Origin of the sequence: Chryseobacterium sp. JAH (genome assembly GCF_001507335.1) — a bacterium.
Taxonomy (GTDB): domain Bacteria; phylum Bacteroidota; class Bacteroidia; order Flavobacteriales; family Weeksellaceae; genus Chryseobacterium.
The window spans coordinates 158761-177456 of record NZ_LMAH01000001.1 but is presented as its reverse complement, the minus strand read 5'-3'; the positions used below and the strand labels follow the sequence as shown (position 1 = coordinate 177456).

Annotated in this window: 19 protein-coding genes; 5 read left to right on the top strand and 14 right to left on the bottom strand. The window is 34.1% G+C overall.

Annotated features, from left to right (window positions below; all coding sequences use genetic code 11):
- Positions 1 to 181: 181 nt before the first annotated feature.
- Positions 182 to 1615, top strand: a complete 1434-nt coding sequence (locus tag AR685_RS00835) for a S41 family peptidase (RefSeq protein ID WP_059123442.1) — start codon at positions 182 to 184, stop codon at positions 1613 to 1615.
- Positions 1616 to 1774: 159 nt separating this feature from the next.
- Here AR685_RS00835 and AR685_RS00830 read toward each other — a convergent pair whose 3' ends face one another.
- Positions 1775 to 2143, bottom strand: a complete 369-nt coding sequence (locus tag AR685_RS00830; protein ID WP_059123441.1) for a glyoxalase — start codon at positions 2141 to 2143, stop codon at positions 1775 to 1777.
- Positions 2144 to 2202: 59 nt separating this feature from the next.
- Positions 2203 to 3258 (bottom strand): M28 family metallopeptidase, encoded by a 1056-nt coding sequence (locus AR685_RS00825; protein WP_059123440.1) that lies wholly within the window; start codon positions 3256 to 3258, stop codon positions 2203 to 2205.
- A gap of 187 nt (positions 3259 to 3445) precedes the next feature.
- Here AR685_RS00825 and AR685_RS00820 point away from each other — a divergent pair, with 187 nt between their 5' ends.
- Positions 3446 to 4585 (top strand): aminotransferase class I/II-fold pyridoxal phosphate-dependent enzyme, encoded by a 1140-nt coding sequence (locus AR685_RS00820; RefSeq protein ID WP_059123439.1) that lies wholly within the window; start codon positions 3446 to 3448, stop codon positions 4583 to 4585.
- Between the two features lie 77 nt (positions 4586 to 4662).
- Positions 4663 to 4965 (top strand): hypothetical protein, encoded by a 303-nt coding sequence (locus AR685_RS00815; protein WP_131777580.1) that lies wholly within the window; start codon positions 4663 to 4665, stop codon positions 4963 to 4965.
- A 70-nt stretch (positions 4966 to 5035) separates the two neighbouring features.
- Here the strand turns inward: AR685_RS00815 and AR685_RS00810 are convergent, their stop codons facing one another.
- The 3 genes from AR685_RS00810 to AR685_RS00800 all read right to left on the bottom strand — a co-directional run bounded on the left by AR685_RS00810 (position 5036) and on the right by AR685_RS00800 (position 9095).
- The gene (locus tag AR685_RS00810; protein WP_059123437.1) at positions 5036 to 7771 is read right to left on the bottom strand and encodes a sodium-translocating pyrophosphatase; all 2736 of its coding nucleotides are present in this window, start codon (positions 7769 to 7771) and stop codon (positions 5036 to 5038) included.
- Between the two features lie 182 nt (positions 7772 to 7953).
- Entirely contained in the window at positions 7954 to 8565 is a 612-nt protein-coding gene (locus AR685_RS00805; protein WP_047443967.1) for an inorganic pyrophosphatase, read from the bottom strand.
- A 17-nt stretch (positions 8566 to 8582) separates the two neighbouring features.
- Positions 8583 to 9095: a hypothetical protein gene (locus AR685_RS00800; RefSeq protein WP_047443966.1), complete on the bottom strand. Its 513-nt coding sequence runs from the start codon at positions 9093 to 9095 to the stop codon at positions 8583 to 8585.
- A 170-nt stretch (positions 9096 to 9265) separates the two neighbouring features.
- Here AR685_RS00800 and AR685_RS00795 point away from each other — a divergent pair, with 170 nt between their 5' ends.
- Positions 9266 to 10048 (top strand): FkbM family methyltransferase, encoded by a 783-nt coding sequence (locus AR685_RS00795; protein WP_047443965.1) that lies wholly within the window; start codon positions 9266 to 9268, stop codon positions 10046 to 10048.
- Between the two features lie 9 nt (positions 10049 to 10057).
- Here AR685_RS00795 and AR685_RS00790 read toward each other — a convergent pair whose 3' ends face one another.
- From AR685_RS00790 to pepE, 8 genes are all read right to left on the bottom strand, one after another.
- Positions 10058 to 10990, bottom strand: coding sequence for a phytanoyl-CoA dioxygenase family protein (locus AR685_RS00790; RefSeq protein WP_059123436.1), 933 nt, complete (start codon positions 10988 to 10990; stop codon positions 10058 to 10060).
- A gap of 70 nt (positions 10991 to 11060) precedes the next feature.
- Positions 11061 to 11978 (bottom strand): hypothetical protein, encoded by a 918-nt coding sequence (locus AR685_RS00785; protein WP_047443963.1) that lies wholly within the window; start codon positions 11976 to 11978, stop codon positions 11061 to 11063.
- The gene (radC, locus tag AR685_RS00780; protein ID WP_047443962.1) at positions 11975 to 12652 is read right to left on the bottom strand and encodes a RadC family protein; all 678 of its coding nucleotides are present in this window, start codon (positions 12650 to 12652) and stop codon (positions 11975 to 11977) included. Before radC ends, AR685_RS00785 begins: the two co-directional genes overlap by 4 nt.
- A gap of 27 nt (positions 12653 to 12679) precedes the next feature.
- On the bottom strand, positions 12680 to 13252 hold the full coding sequence (locus AR685_RS00775; protein WP_228376365.1) for a murein L,D-transpeptidase catalytic domain-containing protein: 573 nt from the start codon (positions 13250 to 13252) through the stop codon (positions 12680 to 12682).
- 47 nt (positions 13253 to 13299) lie between these two features.
- Entirely contained in the window at positions 13300 to 13968 is a 669-nt protein-coding gene (locus AR685_RS00770; RefSeq protein WP_047443960.1) for an ABC transporter ATP-binding protein, read from the bottom strand.
- Between the two features lie 78 nt (positions 13969 to 14046).
- Entirely contained in the window at positions 14047 to 15201 is a 1155-nt protein-coding gene (locus AR685_RS00765) for a sensor histidine kinase (RefSeq protein ID WP_047443959.1), read from the bottom strand.
- 7 nt (positions 15202 to 15208) lie between these two features.
- Positions 15209 to 16582 carry a D-alanyl-D-alanine carboxypeptidase/D-alanyl-D-alanine-endopeptidase gene (dacB, locus tag AR685_RS00760; protein WP_059123434.1) on the bottom strand — a complete coding sequence of 458 codons (1374 nt, stop codon included), beginning with the start codon at positions 16580 to 16582 and terminating at the stop codon, positions 15209 to 15211.
- Positions 16583 to 16623: 41 nt separating this feature from the next.
- Positions 16624 to 17316: a dipeptidase PepE gene (gene pepE / locus AR685_RS00755; RefSeq protein ID WP_047443957.1), complete on the bottom strand. Its 693-nt coding sequence runs from the start codon at positions 17314 to 17316 to the stop codon at positions 16624 to 16626.
- Positions 17317 to 17512: 196 nt separating this feature from the next.
- On the opposite strand from pepE, the gene AR685_RS00750 reads away from it, so the two are divergent.
- Positions 17513 to 18064 carry a tetratricopeptide repeat protein gene (locus AR685_RS00750; protein ID WP_047443956.1) on the top strand — a complete coding sequence of 184 codons (552 nt, stop codon included), beginning with the start codon at positions 17513 to 17515 and terminating at the stop codon, positions 18062 to 18064.
- Positions 18065 to 18112: 48 nt separating this feature from the next.
- On the opposite strand, the gene AR685_RS00745 is transcribed toward AR685_RS00750, so the two are convergent.
- The gene (locus AR685_RS00745; RefSeq protein WP_047443955.1) at positions 18113 to 18601 is read right to left on the bottom strand and encodes a YdeI/OmpD-associated family protein; all 489 of its coding nucleotides are present in this window, start codon (positions 18599 to 18601) and stop codon (positions 18113 to 18115) included.
- Positions 18602 to 18696 lie beyond the last annotated feature (95 nt).

Sequence of the window (18696 nt, the reverse complement as noted above, 5' to 3'; positions counted from 1 at the left end):
TGAAATAAAAATTTAAGCACAGCATCGTCGGCTGTGCTTTTTTGTTGTTGTCTAATTAAAAAAAATGAGATGTATTTATCTATTGAATCCGCTTCTAAAGAGCGGATTCTTTCGTTAAAATTTCATAAACAAACATTTATATGATACATCTTCTTTATTTTTGAACCAATCAAATAATTTTATGAACAAAAATTTATTCAGTATTCTTTTGTTATGCGGATTTTTTGCGCAGGCACAATTACAAAATTCGGGCTTCGAAAGCTTAAAAGATCATTTTCCTACGGGATGGAATTCAAAGGCCGTTTACCCATATGAAATACAGATTGATCATAATATGAAGTATTCAGGAAATAATTCTTTACAGATTTTATGTTCAAAACAAGATGCAGGTGGATTCCAGCCTTTCTCTCAGGTGGCAACAGTTCCAGGAAAAGGATTGCGTAAAATAGAAATAAGTGCATACATTAAATCTGAAAACACAGTTGGAGATATTGTATTGTGGTCACAGGTAAGAGATAAAGAGAAAAAAATGATTGATTTTGGGAATTCACTTTCTCAGGGAAAAAATATCATTCCTAATGCTGACTGGAAAAAGTATTCTTTAGAATTTATGATAGATGATGAAGCAGATAATTTTTTATTGGGCGGCTATTTATCTAAGGGTGGAAAAGTGTGGTTTGACGATTTCAGCATAACAGAAATTCCGTTTTCGCAAAAACCGGCATCAAAAGAAGCTTTAAACTATATTAATGATTTTAAAAAAATCATTCAGAAATATTCTATTTTCAGGGAAAAAGTAGATTGGACTAAAATGGAAACCAATCTGCAGAGAATTTCTAAAGGAATGGAAAAGACAGATGATACTTCACCAGCTTTGCAATATATGTTAAAAGAATTGCGAAAAGCCGGAGATTCTCATTCTTTTATTGAATCTAAAACTACTGTTGATCAGAAAAACACAACGAATCCTGCAGCTAAAGAACCAGAAAGTAAATTAATTGCAGGAAATATCGGCTATATTATGGTTCCCGGATTTTCATCTGTGAACAGTAAGCTCGGCAATTCGTTTGCAGCAAAGATTCAGCAGATGATAGAAAAACTTGATACCGAAAATGATATCAAGGGCTGGATTGTTGATCTGAGAACCAATACGGGAGGAAATATGTTTCCTATGATCGCCGGTTTGGGACCATTGATTGGCGATGGAACTTTAGGATATTTCACTGATGGAAAAAAGAAAACTCCTTGGAAATATAAAAATGGAAAAACCAACTATACAAAGACGAGCAAACCTTACCACCTTAAAAATGAAAATAATCGCATTGCTGTTTTAATTGGTCCCATGACAGCGAGCAGCGGTGAAGCGACTGCTATTTCTTTTATTGGAAAAACCAATGTGAGAACTTTCGGAACTCCTTCTGCTGGACTGACAAGTGCAAATAAAGGATTCAAACTAAGCGATGGGAAAATGATTCTTCTGGCAAGTTCTTATGAAATGGACAGGACAGGTAAAAATTATACCGGGAAAATACAACCTGATGAATTAGTGGAACCTTCTAAAGATTTAAATAATGATAATCAAATTCAGTTGGCAACTCAGTGGATTTTGAAATAAAATCTCGCCTCTATCTACACGAATTCCAGGCGTTTTAAGAAATAATAGGTTTTTTGATTTTAATGCAGTGTAATTCTCATGTGTTAAATGCACAGCTCTCATATTCTTGTTTTTTTTACTATCACAATTCCAATTTCGGAAGTTTACTTCAATGATTGCTTATTGATTAAAAAACTCTCCAAAATGCCAAAGTATTCCTGAAGGATCGTGTAGGAAACACTCTTTTCCCCAATCCATTGTTTTGATTGGGCTGAGCTTTGCTGTTGCATATTTTTCAGGAAGATTTAGAGCGAGCATTTCATTATAATATGCTTCTGTATCCTCAACTTCAACAAAGACCATTGTATTTTCAATCCATTCTTTTGCATAGTAATCCTGCAGATAAAAAGCAATTTCATTTTTTTTAAAAACTGAGAAGTTGTGTTCAAGAACAACTTCCTCAAAACCCAAATCTCTATAAAATGATCTGCTTTCTTCAAAGTTTTTCGCTCCTATAAAAGGTCGGATTGATTTTATATTTTGTTTCATATTCTTAATGAAAAAAACCTACAAGAAAATTCTTATAGGTTTTAATATTTTAGTTTAACTTATTTTTTGTCTACAACAATTCTAGCTTCTCTGTTGGCAATTTCCCAAGCTGTCGCAAAAACCAGCTGCGTTCTCTTTTGTAACATATCGTAGTCTATTTTTTCTACATCATCGGTTGACTTATGATAGTCTTCATGAATACCGTCAAAATAAAACGCTACAGGAATATTATTTTTTGCAAAATTATAATGATCTGATCTGTAATATAATCTCTGCGGATCATTAGGGTCGTCATACATGTAATTTAATTCTAAATTCACCGTTTTTTTATTAGCAGCTTCATTGATTATTTTCAATTCAGAACTCAACATTTCAGATCCGATGACATACACATATTTTTTACCTCTATTTTCGGGATCATCGCGACCAATCATATCGATATTTAAATCAACAACAGTATTGGCCAAGGGAAAAACAGGATTATCAGAATAATATTCGGATCCAAAGAGTCCGTGTTCTTCACCGGTTACATGAAGAAACAAGATAGATCTTTTGGGACCGTTACCTGCTTTTTTAGCAGTTTGAAATGCTTTGGCAATTTCCATGACGGCAACCGTTCCACTTCCATCATCATCTGCTCCGTTATACACTACACCATTTTGTGTTCCGACATGGTCATAATGTGCAGAAACTACAACTATTTCTTGAGGTTTTTCACTACCTTCTATAAAAGCTAGAATGTTTTCTGAATCAGGTAAATTTCTACCCCCTCTTTTCTGCATATATTCAGCCGGGACTTTTTGGTAATACGATCCTAAGGTTTTCGGAAACGAAACTCCTATACTTTTATAATAATTAATCATGTACTCCCCTGCCTTTTTCTGACCAGGGCTTCCTGTGTCTCGACCTTCCATATCATCGGCTGCAATAACGTAGAGGTTTTTTTTAAGGTCTTCAAGTTTAATAGCTTGATAAGCAGACTGAAAAGCTTTGTCGTCTTTAGGTAAACTTGAACTAACCGACTTTGACGTATCTTGACCAGTTGTAGTAACTTTTGAAGTTCCACAACTTGCCAAAACGAAAGCAGAAAACATAGGAATCAGAATTTTTTTCATATACAGATTTTATTTTTTAAAAGTTTATACCAAAAAGTTGTAACAAGTAATGTTATCGTCTTTTTTATTGGTGTTTGTTAATCAAAACCAATGACGTCGATTTCATTTACAAATTATTTGTTTAAAAATAGCAAAAATAATTTAACTGTGGTACGGCATCGTTTTTTTTATATATTTGATAGTCTATATGAAAAAAAAATACGGATTTAATGACTACACATTTTTCACTGAAATGTCTGAACTTGCGTTAAGACATCAGAGTTACGATTTGTCATTGGGTCTTCCCGATTTTGAAATTGATAAGAGGCTTCGATATTATCTCAAAGAGTCTGCTGACATCATCAGTCACAGCTACGAATCTCTTTCCGGTAACCCTCTACTGATTGATAATATATTAAAGTTTAATTCTCAAAGAATCAATAGTTTGAGACTTAAGAAAGAAGAAGTTAATATTGTTCCGTGTTCTACTTTTGCCTTGTATACCTCACTGAAATCGATCTTAGAATTTGGGGATGAAGTGATTGTTATTCAGCCTTCCTATTATACTTATGCACCATCTATTGTCTTGAATGGCGGAATTCCTGTTTACTATAATCTGGATAATGATTTTTCCATTGAATGGGAAAAACTTCAAAACTGTATTTCAGAAAAAACAAAAGCAATTATTATTAATTCTCCACAAAACCCGACAGGGAAAATGTGGACGGCTTCAGACTGGGAAAAGCTCTATCAGTTGATAAAAAATCAGGAGATTTATGTAATTTCAGAAGAAATATATGACATCTATTGTTATGATGAAGTTGCTCATTACAGTCCGTTTCTTCATTCTGAACTTAAGAAAAGAACCTTCTCTATTTTCTCTTTTGGTAAAATGTTCCATGCTACAGGCTGGAAAGTCAGTTATCTTTTAGCTTCAGAAGAATTACTGGATAACTTCAGACACCACCAGCAATATATCTCATATAGTTCAAATGCTCCTTGTCAGTATGCGATTGCAAAATATCTTGAAATTTTTGACCCTTCAGATAACCAAAAAATCATGCAGAATAAGAGAAATGTCTTCAATGAAATGATTGAAGATACACCATTACAAATCGAACAACAAGCTGAAGGTGGTTTTTTCCAATTGGTAAACTTCAGGAATATTTCAAAAACCATGACCGATGTGGAATTTTCTAAATGGCTGACTGTAGAAAAAAAAGTTTCATGCCTTCCGCTTTCTGCTTTTTACCAGTCAAAACAGGATTCAGATTATATAAGATTTAGTTTTGCCAAAAAAGATGATGTGATTATTCAGGCTTTGGATCATTTGAGAAAAAATTTGTGATATAAACTTAAAAATCTTTTTCATCATGCTTTGGAATAAAAGTCTTCTACTTATTTTACTTCTTGAAAAATGTTACTTTGTCAAGATTAAAATCTGATAGTGATGAAACGTATAAAGTTAGATTTACAACACATACAATGAATGAAGTTTGGGGAGATAATCTTATAATGATCACAAGTAAAATGAAAATACTAAATGATTGCAAATTCGAAACTGAAATTACAAAAATTGAATCAAAATTATTATTTGAGGATAATCTTCATTTTGTTGGAAAAAAGACAGTGTACGAAATCACACGAAATGATAAAAATGAATTTACATATACTTATTGGTGTAATGAAGGAAGAAATATATGTACTGAAATATTAGAAAGAAGATAAATTAGAATTTTTTTAAAACGAAACACCGCAGTTTTTCTGCGGTGTTTCGTTTTAGTTAAGTTTAATTTAATTATAAAGAAAGAACTCTCACATCAATTCTTCTATTTGTTGCCATACATTCATCGGTATCATTAGCTGCACAAACAGGATATTGTGATCCATAACCTTCTGCTTCTACTCTGTCAGCTGCGATTCCTAATTCTAAAAGTTTTAGCTTCGCAGTTTGCGCTCTAAGGTTTGATAACTGCTTGTTTCCTTCCTCGCTTCCTGAATTATCTGTGTAGCCACCTAACTTTATTTTAAGATTTGGATATGCATTTAAAATTTCAGCAAGGTTCATCAGTTGAACTTCGGAGCCTGCTTTTAAGTCGCTGGACTCGGTTTCAAAAAATAAATTTTCGATGGTAAACCATTCATCAGGATCTAAAACGGTCTGCTGGTTATTTTTTATTTGATTATACATCAGCAAGAGTTGGCTCTGATTTCCTAAAGAAATGGTTTTGCCTCCTTTCAGCTTGATCTCCTGAATATTTCCTGTATTATATACAAAATCCCCACTTTCATTGAGTTGCCCTGTTATCGGCGCTGGCACAACCTCTATTGGAGTTCCTGAAACATTTTGTTTGGCAGAAATTGTACCCGTCATTCCTGTTAAGCTCTCAATTTTTGCCTGTCTGTTGGCTTCAATTTTATCTTTGTGCATCACGGCTAGCGTAGGTGCAATTACCAATGAAACAATAGACATTAATTTAATTAAAATATTCATTGATGGTCCTGAAGTATCTTTAAATGGATCTCCGACCGTATCCCCCGTTACTGAGGCCTTGTGTGGTTCTGAACCTTTGTAATACGTTTCACCGTTTATTTTTGCTCCCTTCTCAAAAGACTTTTTAGCATTATCCCAAGCTCCACCTGCATTATTCTGGAACATTCCCATCAAAACACCACAGACTGTTGCTCCGGCTAAAAAACCTCCCAAAACTTCGGGTCCAAAAATAAACCCGACTAAAAGCGGTGAAATAATAGCGATGGCTCCCGGAAGCATCATTTTTCTAATGGAAGCATCGGTAGAAATCGCAACACATTTTTCATATTCAGGTTCTGCCTTACCTTCTAAAATACCAGGTATTTCTCTGAATTGTCTTCTCACTTCTTCTACCATTGCCATTGCTGCCTGTCCAACTGCAGTAATTGCCAGTGATGAAAAAATAAAAGGAATCATTCCTCCAACAAATAAACCGGCGAGGACGTCTGCCCTGTAAATATCAATTCCATCAATTCCTGCAATTCCAACAAAGGCTGCAAATAGAGCTAAAGCGGTCAAAGCTGCTGAAGCAATCGCAAAACCTTTTCCTGTTGCTGCTGTTGTATTTCCTACGGCATCCAAAATATCTGTTTTTTCGCGAACCTCTTTTGGTAGCTCACTCATTTCTGCAATTCCACCGGCATTATCAGCAATTGGCCCGAATGCATCAATGGCTAGCTGCATTGCTGTTGTTGCCATCATACCTGCTGCTGCAATGGCCACACCATATAATCCTGCACATAGATATGAACCGTAGATACCTCCAGCTAAAACAATAATCGGTAAAAATGTAGATTCCATCCCTACTGAAAGTCCACCGATGATGTTTGTTGCATGGCCTGTAGAAGATTGTTTTACAATACTTTTTACTGGCCTTTTGCCCATTGCTGTGTAGTATTCTGTGATGATACTCATTAAGGTTCCTACCACAAGACCTACCATGATGGCTCCGAAAACGCCCATTTTAGTAAATTCAAGTCCACGTAGAACCATTGTTTCCGGTAATAAATAATTAACCAAGAAATAAGAAGATATTGCTGTAATAACGATACTTCCCCAGTTCCCAAGGTTCAAAGCATTCTGAACACTTGATGTAGAAGAATCTTCGTCATCATTAATTTTGACAAATAAAGTTCCGATCATAGAAAAGATAATTCCTGTTCCGGCAATCAACATTGGTAAAAGAACAGGTGCAAAACCTCCGAATGCATCGTCTGACATAGTTTCACGTCCTAAAACCATTGTTGCTAAAACGGTTGCAACATAAGAACCGAATAAATCGGCACCCATTCCGGCAACGTCACCTACATTGTCACCTACATTATCCGCAATAGTAGCCGGATTTCTAGGGTCATCTTCTGGTATTCCTGCTTCAACTTTACCTACTAAATCGGCGCCTACGTCGGCTGCTTTAGTGTAAATTCCGCCACCTACTCTGGCGAAAAGAGCAATTGATTCTGCACCCAAAGAAAATCCTGTAAGAATTTCAATGGTTCTTTCCATTTCATGAGAATCAACAGGGGAATTTGGAGCGAAGATTTGTTTAACAATTAGATACAAAGCTCCCAATCCTAAAACCGCAAGTCCGGCAACGCCCATCCCCATAACAGAACCACCTGCAAAAGAGACTTTAAGAGCTTTCGCTAACGAAGTTTTTGCAGCTTCGGCAGTTCTTACGTTTGCTTTTGTGGCAATTTTCATCCCGATAAATCCCGCCAAAGCAGAAAATACGGCGCCAATAACAAACGCAATACTGATGCTCCAGTGCGAATTTGAATTTGTTGTGCCCATCACAGCCAATAAAATGGCGACAATAACAACGAAATAGGTTAGAATTTTGTATTCTGCTTTCAGGAAGGCCATAGCTCCGTCGGCAATGTGTCCGCTGATTACTTTCATTCGTTCATTTCCTGCATTTTGTTTGGTCACCCAACGGCTTTGAAGAAATGTATAGAGTAATGCGATAACACCAAAAATGGGTACTAAATAAAATAAGTCCATAGTTTAATATTTTTTTGGTAATAGAATAATAAATATACCAAATAATTCTATTCAGAAAATGGAAAATATTATAAAGTGTTTAAAAACTCAATAAAGGGTTAAATTAAATATTGAAAATTTCACAAAAAAAAAAGAGCAAATGAAAATTCATTTACTCTTTTAAATTTATCATAGAAGGAATATTATCCCCCAAATTTGCTTGCGTAATCATTCTGAGATGCAATAATTACTTTTCTAGCGTGTTCAGCTCCGTAAACTTCCTGGATTCTGCATTTTGCAGGCTCATCCGGAAGGTTTTTGTACGTTAAAAAGTAGTGCATCAATCTTTTCACTTCAGCCTCTGGAAGTTCACTGATATCTCTGAAATGTCCGAATGCGTGGTCGCTTACCATTACGGCAACGATTTTATCATCAGCTTCACCACCATCAATCATTTTGAAACCACCGATTGGAATAGCTTCCATCAATAATCCTCCCGAATGAATATTGTGAGAGCTCAAAACACAGATATCCAAAGGATCATGATCTCCCATGGTAACGTCGTCTGCTCCACTTTCTACAGCTAATTTCATTACTTCTTCGTTACAGTATGTTCTTGGAACAAAACCATATAATGCAGGAATAATGTTTGAGAATTTCTGAGGTCTGTCAACCTTTAAATATCCAGTAGCTTTATCAATTTCGTATTTAATAGTATCTGAAGGAACAATTTCCACAAAAACGTTGACAACGTTTGGCGCATCTTCTCCTGCAGAAATCCCATGCCACGGATGTGCTTTAAAATTTGGAATCATTTATTTATTTTTATAGTTTAAGCAATTATTAAAATCTCTCTTCTTAAATCTTCGATGGTCGCTCCTATATAATCATCTCCATTCATGTAATTCATGATGAAAACGGTTTTGAACTCGTTGAGATTAGGATTATTATTAAGACTTTCGTAAGTCTTGTGAAGAAGATCAATGACAGCATTTTTAGAATCAACAATATTCTGCCATGCATTTTTAGTTACGTATAATTGTTGAGATGAATTATATTCAAACTCTTCATTGATAGTTCTTTCCGTCAAAAATACAAACTCGTGAGCTGCCAAATCTTTATCAAATTTTTGAATTAGATTGGAAGGCTTCATTCTCTCTAAAAAGAGCGTCATTCTTTCGTAAGAGTGCGTTTTGTTTTCAGAGTTTGACTTTACAGAAAGTAATTTGATTTCTTGGTTTTTTAAATTGATATATGTGTAGACAAACTGTCTGAGCAAAACCAAAAAAGGAATCGCCACAATCAATGCAAATGCATACGGTAAATAGTCTGAAAAATCTGTCATAATTTGAGGAAGCAAAATTACTAAATATTTGCTATTTAATCGTTATTTTAACAAGTTTTAATAAAAGCTTTGCCGACAAGTAATTACGGTGCGGAAGAAATCATCGGAACAGATATAGTTTAACTGAAATTTAGAGTACTTTTACGCATCTGAAATCCCTAAATTCAAGTATGTCGTTCAGCAATTACATTTCAAAACTATTTTTTACAGGTAAAGTCAGCAGCAGTTTAAAATCATGGATTTCGTTAATCGTGAATTCAAAAAGATACAGCAAGCGATTCAAAAAAGGCAGTTTAGATTTAAAAGATAATGAGACCTTTGTTTATCATTTAAAAAATGAATTTCAAAAATTTGACATTTATCTGAGAACTTTTAAAGGTGACATCGATATTTTTTACGAAGTATTCTGGAAAAAAACATATTCAGAACATCTTTATCTTTTAAAAAAAGATCCAAAAATTATTTTTGATTTGGGAGCGCATATTGGTATCACTTCTATCTACTTGTCTCTGAAATATCCCAATGCAAAAATATATTCGGTAGAAGCCTCTGTAGAAAATTTTGAGTTACTTAAAAATAATACAAGTTCATTCAAAAATATTGTTTGTATGAATGCTGCAGCATATTTTGAAGATGGATCTGTCAATTTCAGCAGCGACGAACTTTCATATAATCAAAAAATATCAGACGTCGGAGTTTCAACACAAGCAGTTTCAATTGAAAGCTTGAAACAGAAATTCGACATTCAACATATAGACCTTATGAAAATAGATATTGAAGGTGGTGAGATTACTTTATTGCATAAAAACACCTCTTGGCTTTCAAATGTCGATCATATAATCATAGAAATCCACCATCCTTATACTTCATCAGATTTAAAAGAAGACCTGAAGCCTTTTGGATTTAATATTAAACGGGATAAAGATTCTGTATTGATATTGACTAAAGATTAGGTAATTCATCTACAATTCAAAAAGTGCGGGCCGTTGAGTCACCTCATGATAACAAATACTGTTTTCGTCAAAATAATGATACACTAAGCTCTTTCTGGTTTTCGATTGATCTACATGGGGTTCACCGCCATGAAGAATATTGGCGTGCCAGATCAGTAAATCACCTTTTTTTGCTTTGAAAACTTCTTTTTTAAGACCTAATTCTTTTACTTTTTCATCAAGGAATTCTTCATATGCTTTATAACTCTTCTTCCCTATTTTGAAAGCCGAACCTTCATTATCATAATCCGAATTTAAAAAATATGGCAACTTATGGCTTCCCGGAATGTAATGTAAAGCTCCGTTTGTTTTATCAACATCTTCTAGAGCAATCCAAACTCCTAAAAGTCCGCCAAGCGGATACGTCGTCATATGAATACTGTCTGAGTGGGTTTTCTGTTGACTTCCGTTGATGAAATTGATGCTTTGAAATAGTTTTGCCTGGCCATCTATCAAAACCGATAAAAATTCAAGTAAACTTTTGTCGTTACCAATATTTTTAATGATTTCAGAATGATGAATCACAAACATCAGTTTACCACCATAGCGGAATTTTACGGTTCCATCTGCCATCAATTTGTCTATCTCAGCATTGATCTGATCAGCGATTTTCTCCGTCAGAAAATTTCTCAATACTAAAAAACCTTTGTCATCAAATTCAAGCACGGAATTCTGATTTTCGGGTGTGAGATTTTTATAAAAATCAGTTTCTATAAGTTTTGGATAATCAACTTTGCGGTCTTCATCAGGAAGATTTGCAAAATCTTTGCTCGAAATACTCGAAAAATAACTTTTATCCAGTCCAAATTTTTTATAAAGCGGAATATTGTGTTTCAGTTTTTTCTTGTTGAAAAAATTGTAAACGATATAAGGAAATTTGTAGTTTCGGATTGTATTGAGCATTGCCGGATTTCGTTGATAATTACAGTATAAATTTAAGAATAATATTTAGAATTAATCTAAACTAGAGTCTTTATTTATAGAAATATTTGAAAAGATATTTTGGACTTAATAATTTAAATAGTAGATCCTTTTTTGATGACTCAATTACCGGAAAAGGTCTCAGGTCGGGACGAAAACCTCGGAAAAACTCTTCAACATTGGGCAATTCACTTCCTTCAAAATCAAAAATCTTTTTTTCTATATTTTCTTTTAAGACATTATCTATAAGAATGGAAGCTCCGGAAAATTTCACATAATTTTTATCATTAAATGTTCCCAGCAATGCATTGGTTTTTTCATCTGAGTAAACTGCAATCACATTTGTTATTTGACTTTTAAAATAATATGCATAAAAAAAGACATATTCAGAATGTGAAAATTTTTTGAAGATCCCTATAAATCGGGCAACATCATTCTCTTTATTGGCACCTAAAAAGTTTGACTGAATGAATTTTTCAGCTTCATTAAACTTAATGACCTGTATTTCAGAATTTCTTAGAATTTCTTCTTCTGACCTTAGCTTTCGTTTTCTTTTGGGAGAATACTTTGAATATACATTTTCGTAAGAATCAGGATAAATAATATAGTTTTTTTTCTTTTTTAAATCTGAATTAAAATGGTTTGCATCATTGAAAGGATAAATTCTGATGAGATAATTTTTTTCTAAGTAAGAAAGAAATTCCTCATTAATTTCAACAGAATCGATGGCCGAAAATATTCCTAATTGCTGACAAAGCATAGGATTGTGAACGATTTTCAAACCAAATTTCAATACAAACGGAATGGGCATTACCGCTTCGTAATCATTGTAAACCAATAATTCCCAGTTTTTATCTGAAGTAATATCGAGATAATCTTTTGCAGCGGAATATTTCCTCTGTTCAGAATTTTCTAAACATTTAGTATATTTAACGAAATCTATTTCCTTGTATTTCAGCCTTTTAATCATAGTAATCCTTCGTCTGCGAAACTTAGATAAGAATTCTGTGTAATAATTAGGTGATCAAGCAGCTGAACATTCATTAGATTTCCTGCTTCCTTAATTTTTTTTGTGATATTGATATCTTCTGCACTTGGTTTTAAATTGCCGGACGGATGATTGTGCGAAATAATAATTCCTGTGGCAAAATAATCTAAAGCTGTTTTAAACAAAATACGGATATCAACAATTGACTGATTAATCCCGCCTTGTGTAAGCTGTGCAATATGAATCACTTTATTGCTTTGATTCAGAAAAATGGCCCAAAATTCTTCTGTCCTTAGATCTGCCATATGAAGTTTCAGGATTTGGTACGCATTTTTACTGCTTGAAATCTGTGCTTTTTCAGGGATTTCCTGGCTAGCCCTTCTCCTACCAATTTCCAATGCTGTTGCTATAGAGATTGCTTTTACTTCTCCTACTCCTTTAAATTTAGTAAGGTCTTTTATCGTTAATAGGCTCAACTGATGCCAATTGTTATTGACAGAAGCTAAAATTTTCCGTGCTAATTCTACGGCCGTTTCATCTCGACTTCCGCTTCCCATGATAATTGCCAAAAGTTCAGAATCAGAAAGTGAATTTTTACCTTTCAGTAAAAATTTTTCTCTGGGTCTGTCATCTTCAGCAAGAAATTTAATGGACATATTTAGAAGTTTAAACGAAAAGTAAATTTAGTAAAAAGCGTATAAAATAATTGTTTTTTTTGACTGGTCAATATATTTTGCTGTTTGATTGAAAGCAATTTTGGAAAGCATTGGGCAACCTAAACTCAAACAGGCTAAATTTTCCGATTCCTGATTGGGTATACAATCATAAGAATGGAGAACAATTGCACGCTGCATCGCATTGCTGTTTGTAGAACCCAAGCCTTGCAATCTATAAGCTTTTCCGAACTTGCCGATATAATTTTCACGGATTTCATACTTTCCGACAGAAGACTGATAAGAACCTTCTACATTTGAGAATTTCAGGGCATTCGATTTAGAAATAACTGAACCCGAGCCATGAGAAACAATTGCTTTCTGTAAAATTTTATCTTTTTTTAAGTCGTAAACGAAATACCGATACTTTCCTGAATGTGTTTTAAAATTAATAAAAACAGCAATATCCTGATTGTAATTTTTACCTTTCAAGAACTCTTTGATTTCAGAAACTTTTGCAGCAGGCAAAACCAAGTGACTTTGCTGAGATTGCGTTTTAGAACAAGATAGAATAAAGAGAAACAGAAAAATAAATTGTTTCATCAGAAAAAGTGTGTTTTAAATTTATATAAAACTAAATTGATAGGCAATTATTCTATAATCAGTCCGTCTTTCATGACGAGTTTTCGGTCTGTGATTTCAGCTAAATTAGGATTATGTGTTACAATCACAAATGTCTGATTGTACTTATCTCTTAAATCAAAAAATAATCTGTGAAGGTCATCTGCATTTTTTGAGTCTAAGTTCCCAGTGGGCTCATCAGCATAGATAATTTTAGGAGAATTAATCAAAGCTCTGGCAACCGCTACTCTTTGCGCTTCACCTCCTGATAATTGATTAGGCTTGTGATGCAATCGATGTGCAATTTTCAAATCTTCAAACAGATCAAATGCCTTTTCTGTTGCCTCTTTTTCGTTGGCACCCGCAATTTTCGTAGGAATCAAGACATTTTCCAAAGCTGTGAATTCGGGTAGAAGTTGGTGAAACTGAAAAACAAAACCGATGTTCTGATTTCTAAATCTTGAAATCTGTTTATCACTCATATGAATGAATGATTCGCCGTTCAGAGCAATTTCCGTATGATAATTTTTAGGATTTGAAGGACTGTCTAAAGTTCCTAAAATCTGCAAAAGTGTAGATTTTCCAGCTCCTGATTCCCCAACAATTGAAACTACTTCACCTGCTTTAATGTGCAGGTCTACACCTTTCAAAACTTCCAGATTTCCATAAGATTTATGGATGTTGCTTGCTCTAATCATGCTTCAAAAATAGTGATTTTTTTTTGCTTTTGGCCTTTTAGATTGTGGTTTTAGATGCATTGAAAAAATGAAATGCAATTATCCTTTTTTAATAAGAATTCTAAAAGTTGTTCCTTTTCCAACTTCAGTTTGCGAAATCTTAATATCACCGTTATGGTATTCCTGCACTACTCTTTTTGCTAAACTTAAACCCAATCCCCATCCTCGTTTTTTTGTAGAATAACCAGGTTTGAAAGCGTTTTGAGCCTGGTATTTAGTCATGCCACTTCCATTATCTTTTACCTCGACCAAAATATTTTTGTTGCGTTCAAAAACAGACATCTGTAAGACTCCCTGTCCCTTCATTGCATCAACCGCATTTTTGACTAAATTTTCAATAACCCAGCTCATCAGAATTTTATTGTGAGGGACCAAAATACTGTATGTTGGAAGAAGAAGTGTAAAGTTTATTTTCTTAGAGATTCTTGTTTTCAAATAATCATAATTCTCCTGAATGGTTTCATTAAAATTCATATCATTAAGTTCAGGAACTGAACCTATTTTAGAAAATCGTTCTGAAATAGTACGCAATCTTTCGATATCTTTTTCTATTTCAAGCACTCCGTCAGACTCCGGGTTTTCGAGCTTCATAATTTCCATCCACCCCATCATCGATGATAAAGGGGTACCGATTTGATGTGCAGTTTCTTTGGCTAAACCTGCCCAAAGATAACCTTCATCGGTTTTTTTTACCGTTCTTAAAAACCAAAAGGAAAACAGGAAATAACAGAGAACAAAAAATCCGAGCAGAAAAGGAAAGTACTGGAGATTATTAAGCATTTCCGAGTTGTCATAATAAACAATTTGGTCATTGCCTCCTTGTACTTTTATTGCTATAGCAGGATATTTTTTTTCCATTCTTTTGGCCAAAGAAATGATCTCCTGAGAATCATCACCAATTCGCTTGGGTAAATGTTTGTATTCTATAATCTGATCATTTTTGTCTAAAATGATGACCGGAATCGTTGTATTAGAACTATAAATGGCAAGAAGGAGCTCCTGAACCTCCAGACTTGGGGTAATATCTTGCTGAAATTTTAGAGCTTTAACCAATATATCAACCCTTTTTACTTCCTCTTTCTTTAAGTAATTAACTACCAAAGTGGAAGCAATTACTATTGCTACAACAACTAAGGTCATCAGAGAAAAAATAAACCAGTTGTTGAATCTGGAAAAAATGGATCTTTTTTTCAATTGATTTTTATTTTAAAACATTTAAAATTTTCTGCAATTCTGTACTTCCGCTTCCTTCATAATTATTGATGATGATGGAATAAACATATTTTTTGCCCTCTTTTGATGTATGATAACCTGCGTAGGATTTTGTATCTCTCATTGTACCACTTTTCATTTTCATCCCATTATCCTGAGTGGGAAATCCGTCATAGTAGGATTCAAACCAAGATTGTTTTTTTGCATAAAGTAAGGCCTGGACTTCTGCTTTTGCCGAGACGTAATTTTGGGGAGAAAGTCCGCTTCCATCGGCAAAATTTATCATGCTTGTATTGATACCTTTTCCTTTCCAGAATTCTCTGAGATAGACTACTCCACTTTTAAAACTGGAGTTTCCTTTCTTTTCTTTTGCTAAAGTCTTAATGAAATTCTCTCCATACATGTTCACAGATTTTCTCAGAAACCAATAAACGATTTTATCTAAAGTTGGAGAATCATACGAGAGTATGATGTTGCTTTTGGGGAAATCTAAAGCTTTTTTTCCTTCAATTTCTAATCGAGAATTGGTTAACACTTTTCCTGAAAAATCAATTCCTGAATCTTTCAGCCAATTTTGTATTTCTACTCCTAACTGCAAAGGAGGATTAGGAACAGCCCCAGAAACGGTTGTTACTTTTCCGGCAGGCAAGCTCCCGTTAATCAAAGCAACATCAGAATACGGAGCTGTGAAAATAAGACTTTGATCTGAACTTCCTCCTGCTTTCAAATCATTTAACCATTTAATTCCGGCTAAAGGATAAGAGAAATTTTTAAAATCGGTTCCGTTAATATTGATATCAAACTGATTCTCGCGCCAGTTGACACCCCAAACACCTGCACCATAATAATTTCCCAAATCATCCCATGGCCAGCCTCCAGGAATCGTCTGATGGTCAAAATAGGAGTCATCAATAATCAAGTCACCCGATATTTTTGTAATCCCGGACTTCTTAATGGCTTCTAATAGTTTTTGTTTAAAATTTTCAGGTTTATAGCCTTCATAACGCCAACTTCCTAATGTAGGGTCACCATTGGAGGTGATGAGCAGGTTTCCGTTTAAATTTCCATTAGAAATTGTACCTGAATAGGCTGACGTTGTTTTATACGTGTAATTTTTTCCTAAAGTTTCCAAAGCGGCGGCGGCAGTGAAGATTTTCTGCGTTGAAGCTGTTGAAAGTCCTTTACTTCCCTGAAATTCATATATTAGATTTCCACTCTCGTCAGCAACATAAAAAGACAGGTTTGATGAAACTGCTAATGAAGAATTCATTAGATTTTTTGTTACCTCGTCTAATTTTTGACTGATGTTTTGAGCAAAAATTATTTGGGTTGAAAACAGTATTAATGCAAATGATTTTTTCATTTAGGAAATGTTTATTCAAATATAAAAATTAAGATCTGAAATTACAGCTGACTGCCAGATTCAATTTCGTATGGTTCTTTTTCTCTTTCAAATATTCTTGTCCGTTCGCTTCCTTCTACAGTTATTTTATCGTCCACTCTTCGAATCCAGTTTCCTTCACGAAGCCCGACAACTTTGATATTATTCTGCGTTAAAAATTCTTTGATTCTGGTTTCTCTGGTTTCTCCATTATGTTTCAACTCCGGGTTTGGATCCAAATAATGAGGATTAATATTAAAAGGAACCAATCCCATACAATCGAAACTTGGTGGGTAAACGATAGGCATATCGTTGGTGTTTTTCATGTTTTGTCCTCCAATATTACTTCCAGCACTGCATCCCAAATAAGGTTTTCCGTTTTCTATGTTCTGTTTTAATAGACTCATCAGGTTTTCTTCATGTAACGTTTTCACCAACAAGAATGTATTTCCGCCGCCTGTGAAAAAGCCTTTAGCATTGTCTAATGCATTATTTTTATCTTCAAACTCATGTAGACCTTTTATGGTGATATTGATTGTTTCAAAAAAAGAACGCGCTTTCTCTGTATAGTCGTCGTGAGAAATCCCGCCCGGTCGTGCAAATGGAATGAAAATAATTTCATCAATACCCTTATATAATTGTTTTAATTCTTCTCTTAAATATTCTAAATACTGCCCACCAAAAAGTGTAGATGTAGAGGCTAAAATAATGTTCATACAAAATAATTTATCTTGATTATTTAAAAACTGTTGAGTTACAAAGATAAACCCAAACCGACATGAATCAAAAATTACGCTAAAAAAAAGACTAATCAGTTAATATTTTCTAAAAAAACTTAAAGCTTCTAAAATTTGAGATTTTATGGAATTATTATTGAATTTTAAATTATAGAATTTTAAAAAATGTAAGATTATGAAAATGACTAAAAGTAATGTTAAAAATCTTTTTTTAGGTTTAATGCTTGTAGGAACTGCTGGTTTTGTGAATGCACAAACGACACCTACAGATACTGCGAAGGCTACTACAACAACTCCGGTACAAACTAACCCAACTGTTGATGCCCTTAAAAAACAAATCGAAACCAATCCTAAGGATTCAGAATCATTAGCAAAACTAGCAACAGCTTATCAAGATGCTGCCGACTGGCCAAATGCAATTGATACATGGAAAAAAATATCTGTCCTTTTACCTGATTGGGCACCTGCTTATTACAGCCAAGGATATGCCTATCAGTCTGCTAAGGATGATGCCAATGCAAAAATTGCTTACGAAAAGTATATTGCTACAGTAAAACCTCAGGAATTGGAGCAGAATAAGAAAAGTTTGGCATATGCGTATCTGTATATTGCCTTTGCAGAGCAACAAACAAATCCTGCCAAAGCAAAAGAGTATATTGCAAAATCGCTGCAGTATGACCCAAGCAATCAGGATGCATTGAAACTAAGTAAAGCTTTAAATTCATAGCATAAATAATCCGGGAAATTTCTCGGATTATTTTTTTTTTGCTTCTACTTATTTTATTCTTTTACCAAAAAAATCAGTTTCACCTAATAAGTACTTAAGTATTTTCTCAATATTTCGCTGAATGGCTGCTTCAGATTTTAAATTGTTGATGTAGCGGATGAGTTCCATTTTTGCAGAAGGAGTAAGTTGATCAAAATTTATTTTTGCAATCGCATTTTCTCTAATGGCTGTTTCTAGATCAGGATGAATGGAAATGGTTCTTTCAGAATCATCAAACTCAACGAAGACTTCAATCACCTCACCGATTCTTTTGGGTGAATCTTTCAGCATGGTGAGATTGATATACAATCTCCATTCGCCGGCGTACTTCATTAAATTTTGTTTAAAGTCTTTACCATTTACCTTCCCTTTTACGGGAATGGGACTTTTATCTCTACCCGATTGATCAAAAATTCTAGATAAGACTTCATCTGGTAAGAATACAAAAGGATTGATTCCTATGATTTCGAGCTGAGTTTTGAAATGACTCTTTTCCATGACAAACAAAATTAAGGTTTTTACTAATTAAATTTAGAAATACGGATAATGAAATCGAACCTTCATTCTCGTGCCTCAATTAAAAGTATTCGTTA

Excerpts from the sequence above, each read along its gene's own strand:
- dacB (WP_059123434.1), bottom strand. The coding sequence starts at position 16,582 with ATGAAAAAATCATTTGCATTAATACTGTTTTCAACCCAAATAATTTTT.
- AR685_RS00745 (WP_047443955.1), bottom strand. The coding sequence starts at position 18,601 with ATGGAAAAGAGTCATTTCAAAACTCAGCTCGAAATCATAGGAATCAAT.
- AR685_RS00785 (WP_047443963.1), bottom strand. The coding sequence starts at position 11,978 with ATGATTAAAAGGCTGAAATACAAGGAAATAGATTTCGTTAAATATACT.
- AR685_RS00830 (WP_059123441.1), bottom strand. The coding sequence starts at position 2,143 with ATGAAACAAAATATAAAATCAATCCGACCTTTTATAGGAGCGAAAAAC.
- AR685_RS00820 (WP_059123439.1), top strand. The coding sequence starts at position 3,446 with ATGAAAAAAAAATACGGATTTAATGACTACACATTTTTCACTGAAATG.
- AR685_RS00810 (WP_059123437.1), bottom strand. The coding sequence starts at position 7,771 with ATGGACTTATTTTATTTAGTACCCATTTTTGGTGTTATCGCATTACTC.
- AR685_RS00775 (WP_228376365.1), bottom strand. The coding sequence starts at position 13,252 with ATGAAACAATTTATTTTTCTGTTTCTCTTTATTCTATCTTGTTCTAAA.
- pepE (WP_047443957.1), bottom strand. The coding sequence starts at position 17,316 with ATGAACATTATTTTAGCCTCTACATCTACACTTTTTGGTGGGCAGTAT.
- AR685_RS00770 (WP_047443960.1), bottom strand. The coding sequence starts at position 13,968 with ATGATTAGAGCAAGCAACATCCATAAATCTTATGGAAATCTGGAAGTT.
- radC (WP_047443962.1), bottom strand. The coding sequence starts at position 12,652 with ATGTCCATTAAATTTCTTGCTGAAGATGACAGACCCAGAGAAAAATTT.
- AR685_RS00790 (WP_059123436.1), bottom strand. The coding sequence starts at position 10,990 with ATGCTCAATACAATCCGAAACTACAAATTTCCTTATATCGTTTACAAT.
- AR685_RS00750 (WP_047443956.1), top strand. The coding sequence starts at position 17,513 with ATGAAAATGACTAAAAGTAATGTTAAAAATCTTTTTTTAGGTTTAATG.
- AR685_RS00795 (WP_047443965.1), top strand. The coding sequence starts at position 9,266 with ATGTCGTTCAGCAATTACATTTCAAAACTATTTTTTACAGGTAAAGTC.
- AR685_RS00800 (WP_047443966.1), bottom strand. The coding sequence starts at position 9,095 with ATGACAGATTTTTCAGACTATTTACCGTATGCATTTGCATTGATTGTG.
- AR685_RS00825 (WP_059123440.1), bottom strand. The coding sequence starts at position 3,258 with ATGAAAAAAATTCTGATTCCTATGTTTTCTGCTTTCGTTTTGGCAAGT.
- AR685_RS00835 (WP_059123442.1), top strand. The coding sequence starts at position 182 with ATGAACAAAAATTTATTCAGTATTCTTTTGTTATGCGGATTTTTTGCG.
- AR685_RS00805 (WP_047443967.1), bottom strand. The coding sequence starts at position 8,565 with ATGATTCCAAATTTTAAAGCACATCCGTGGCATGGGATTTCTGCAGGA.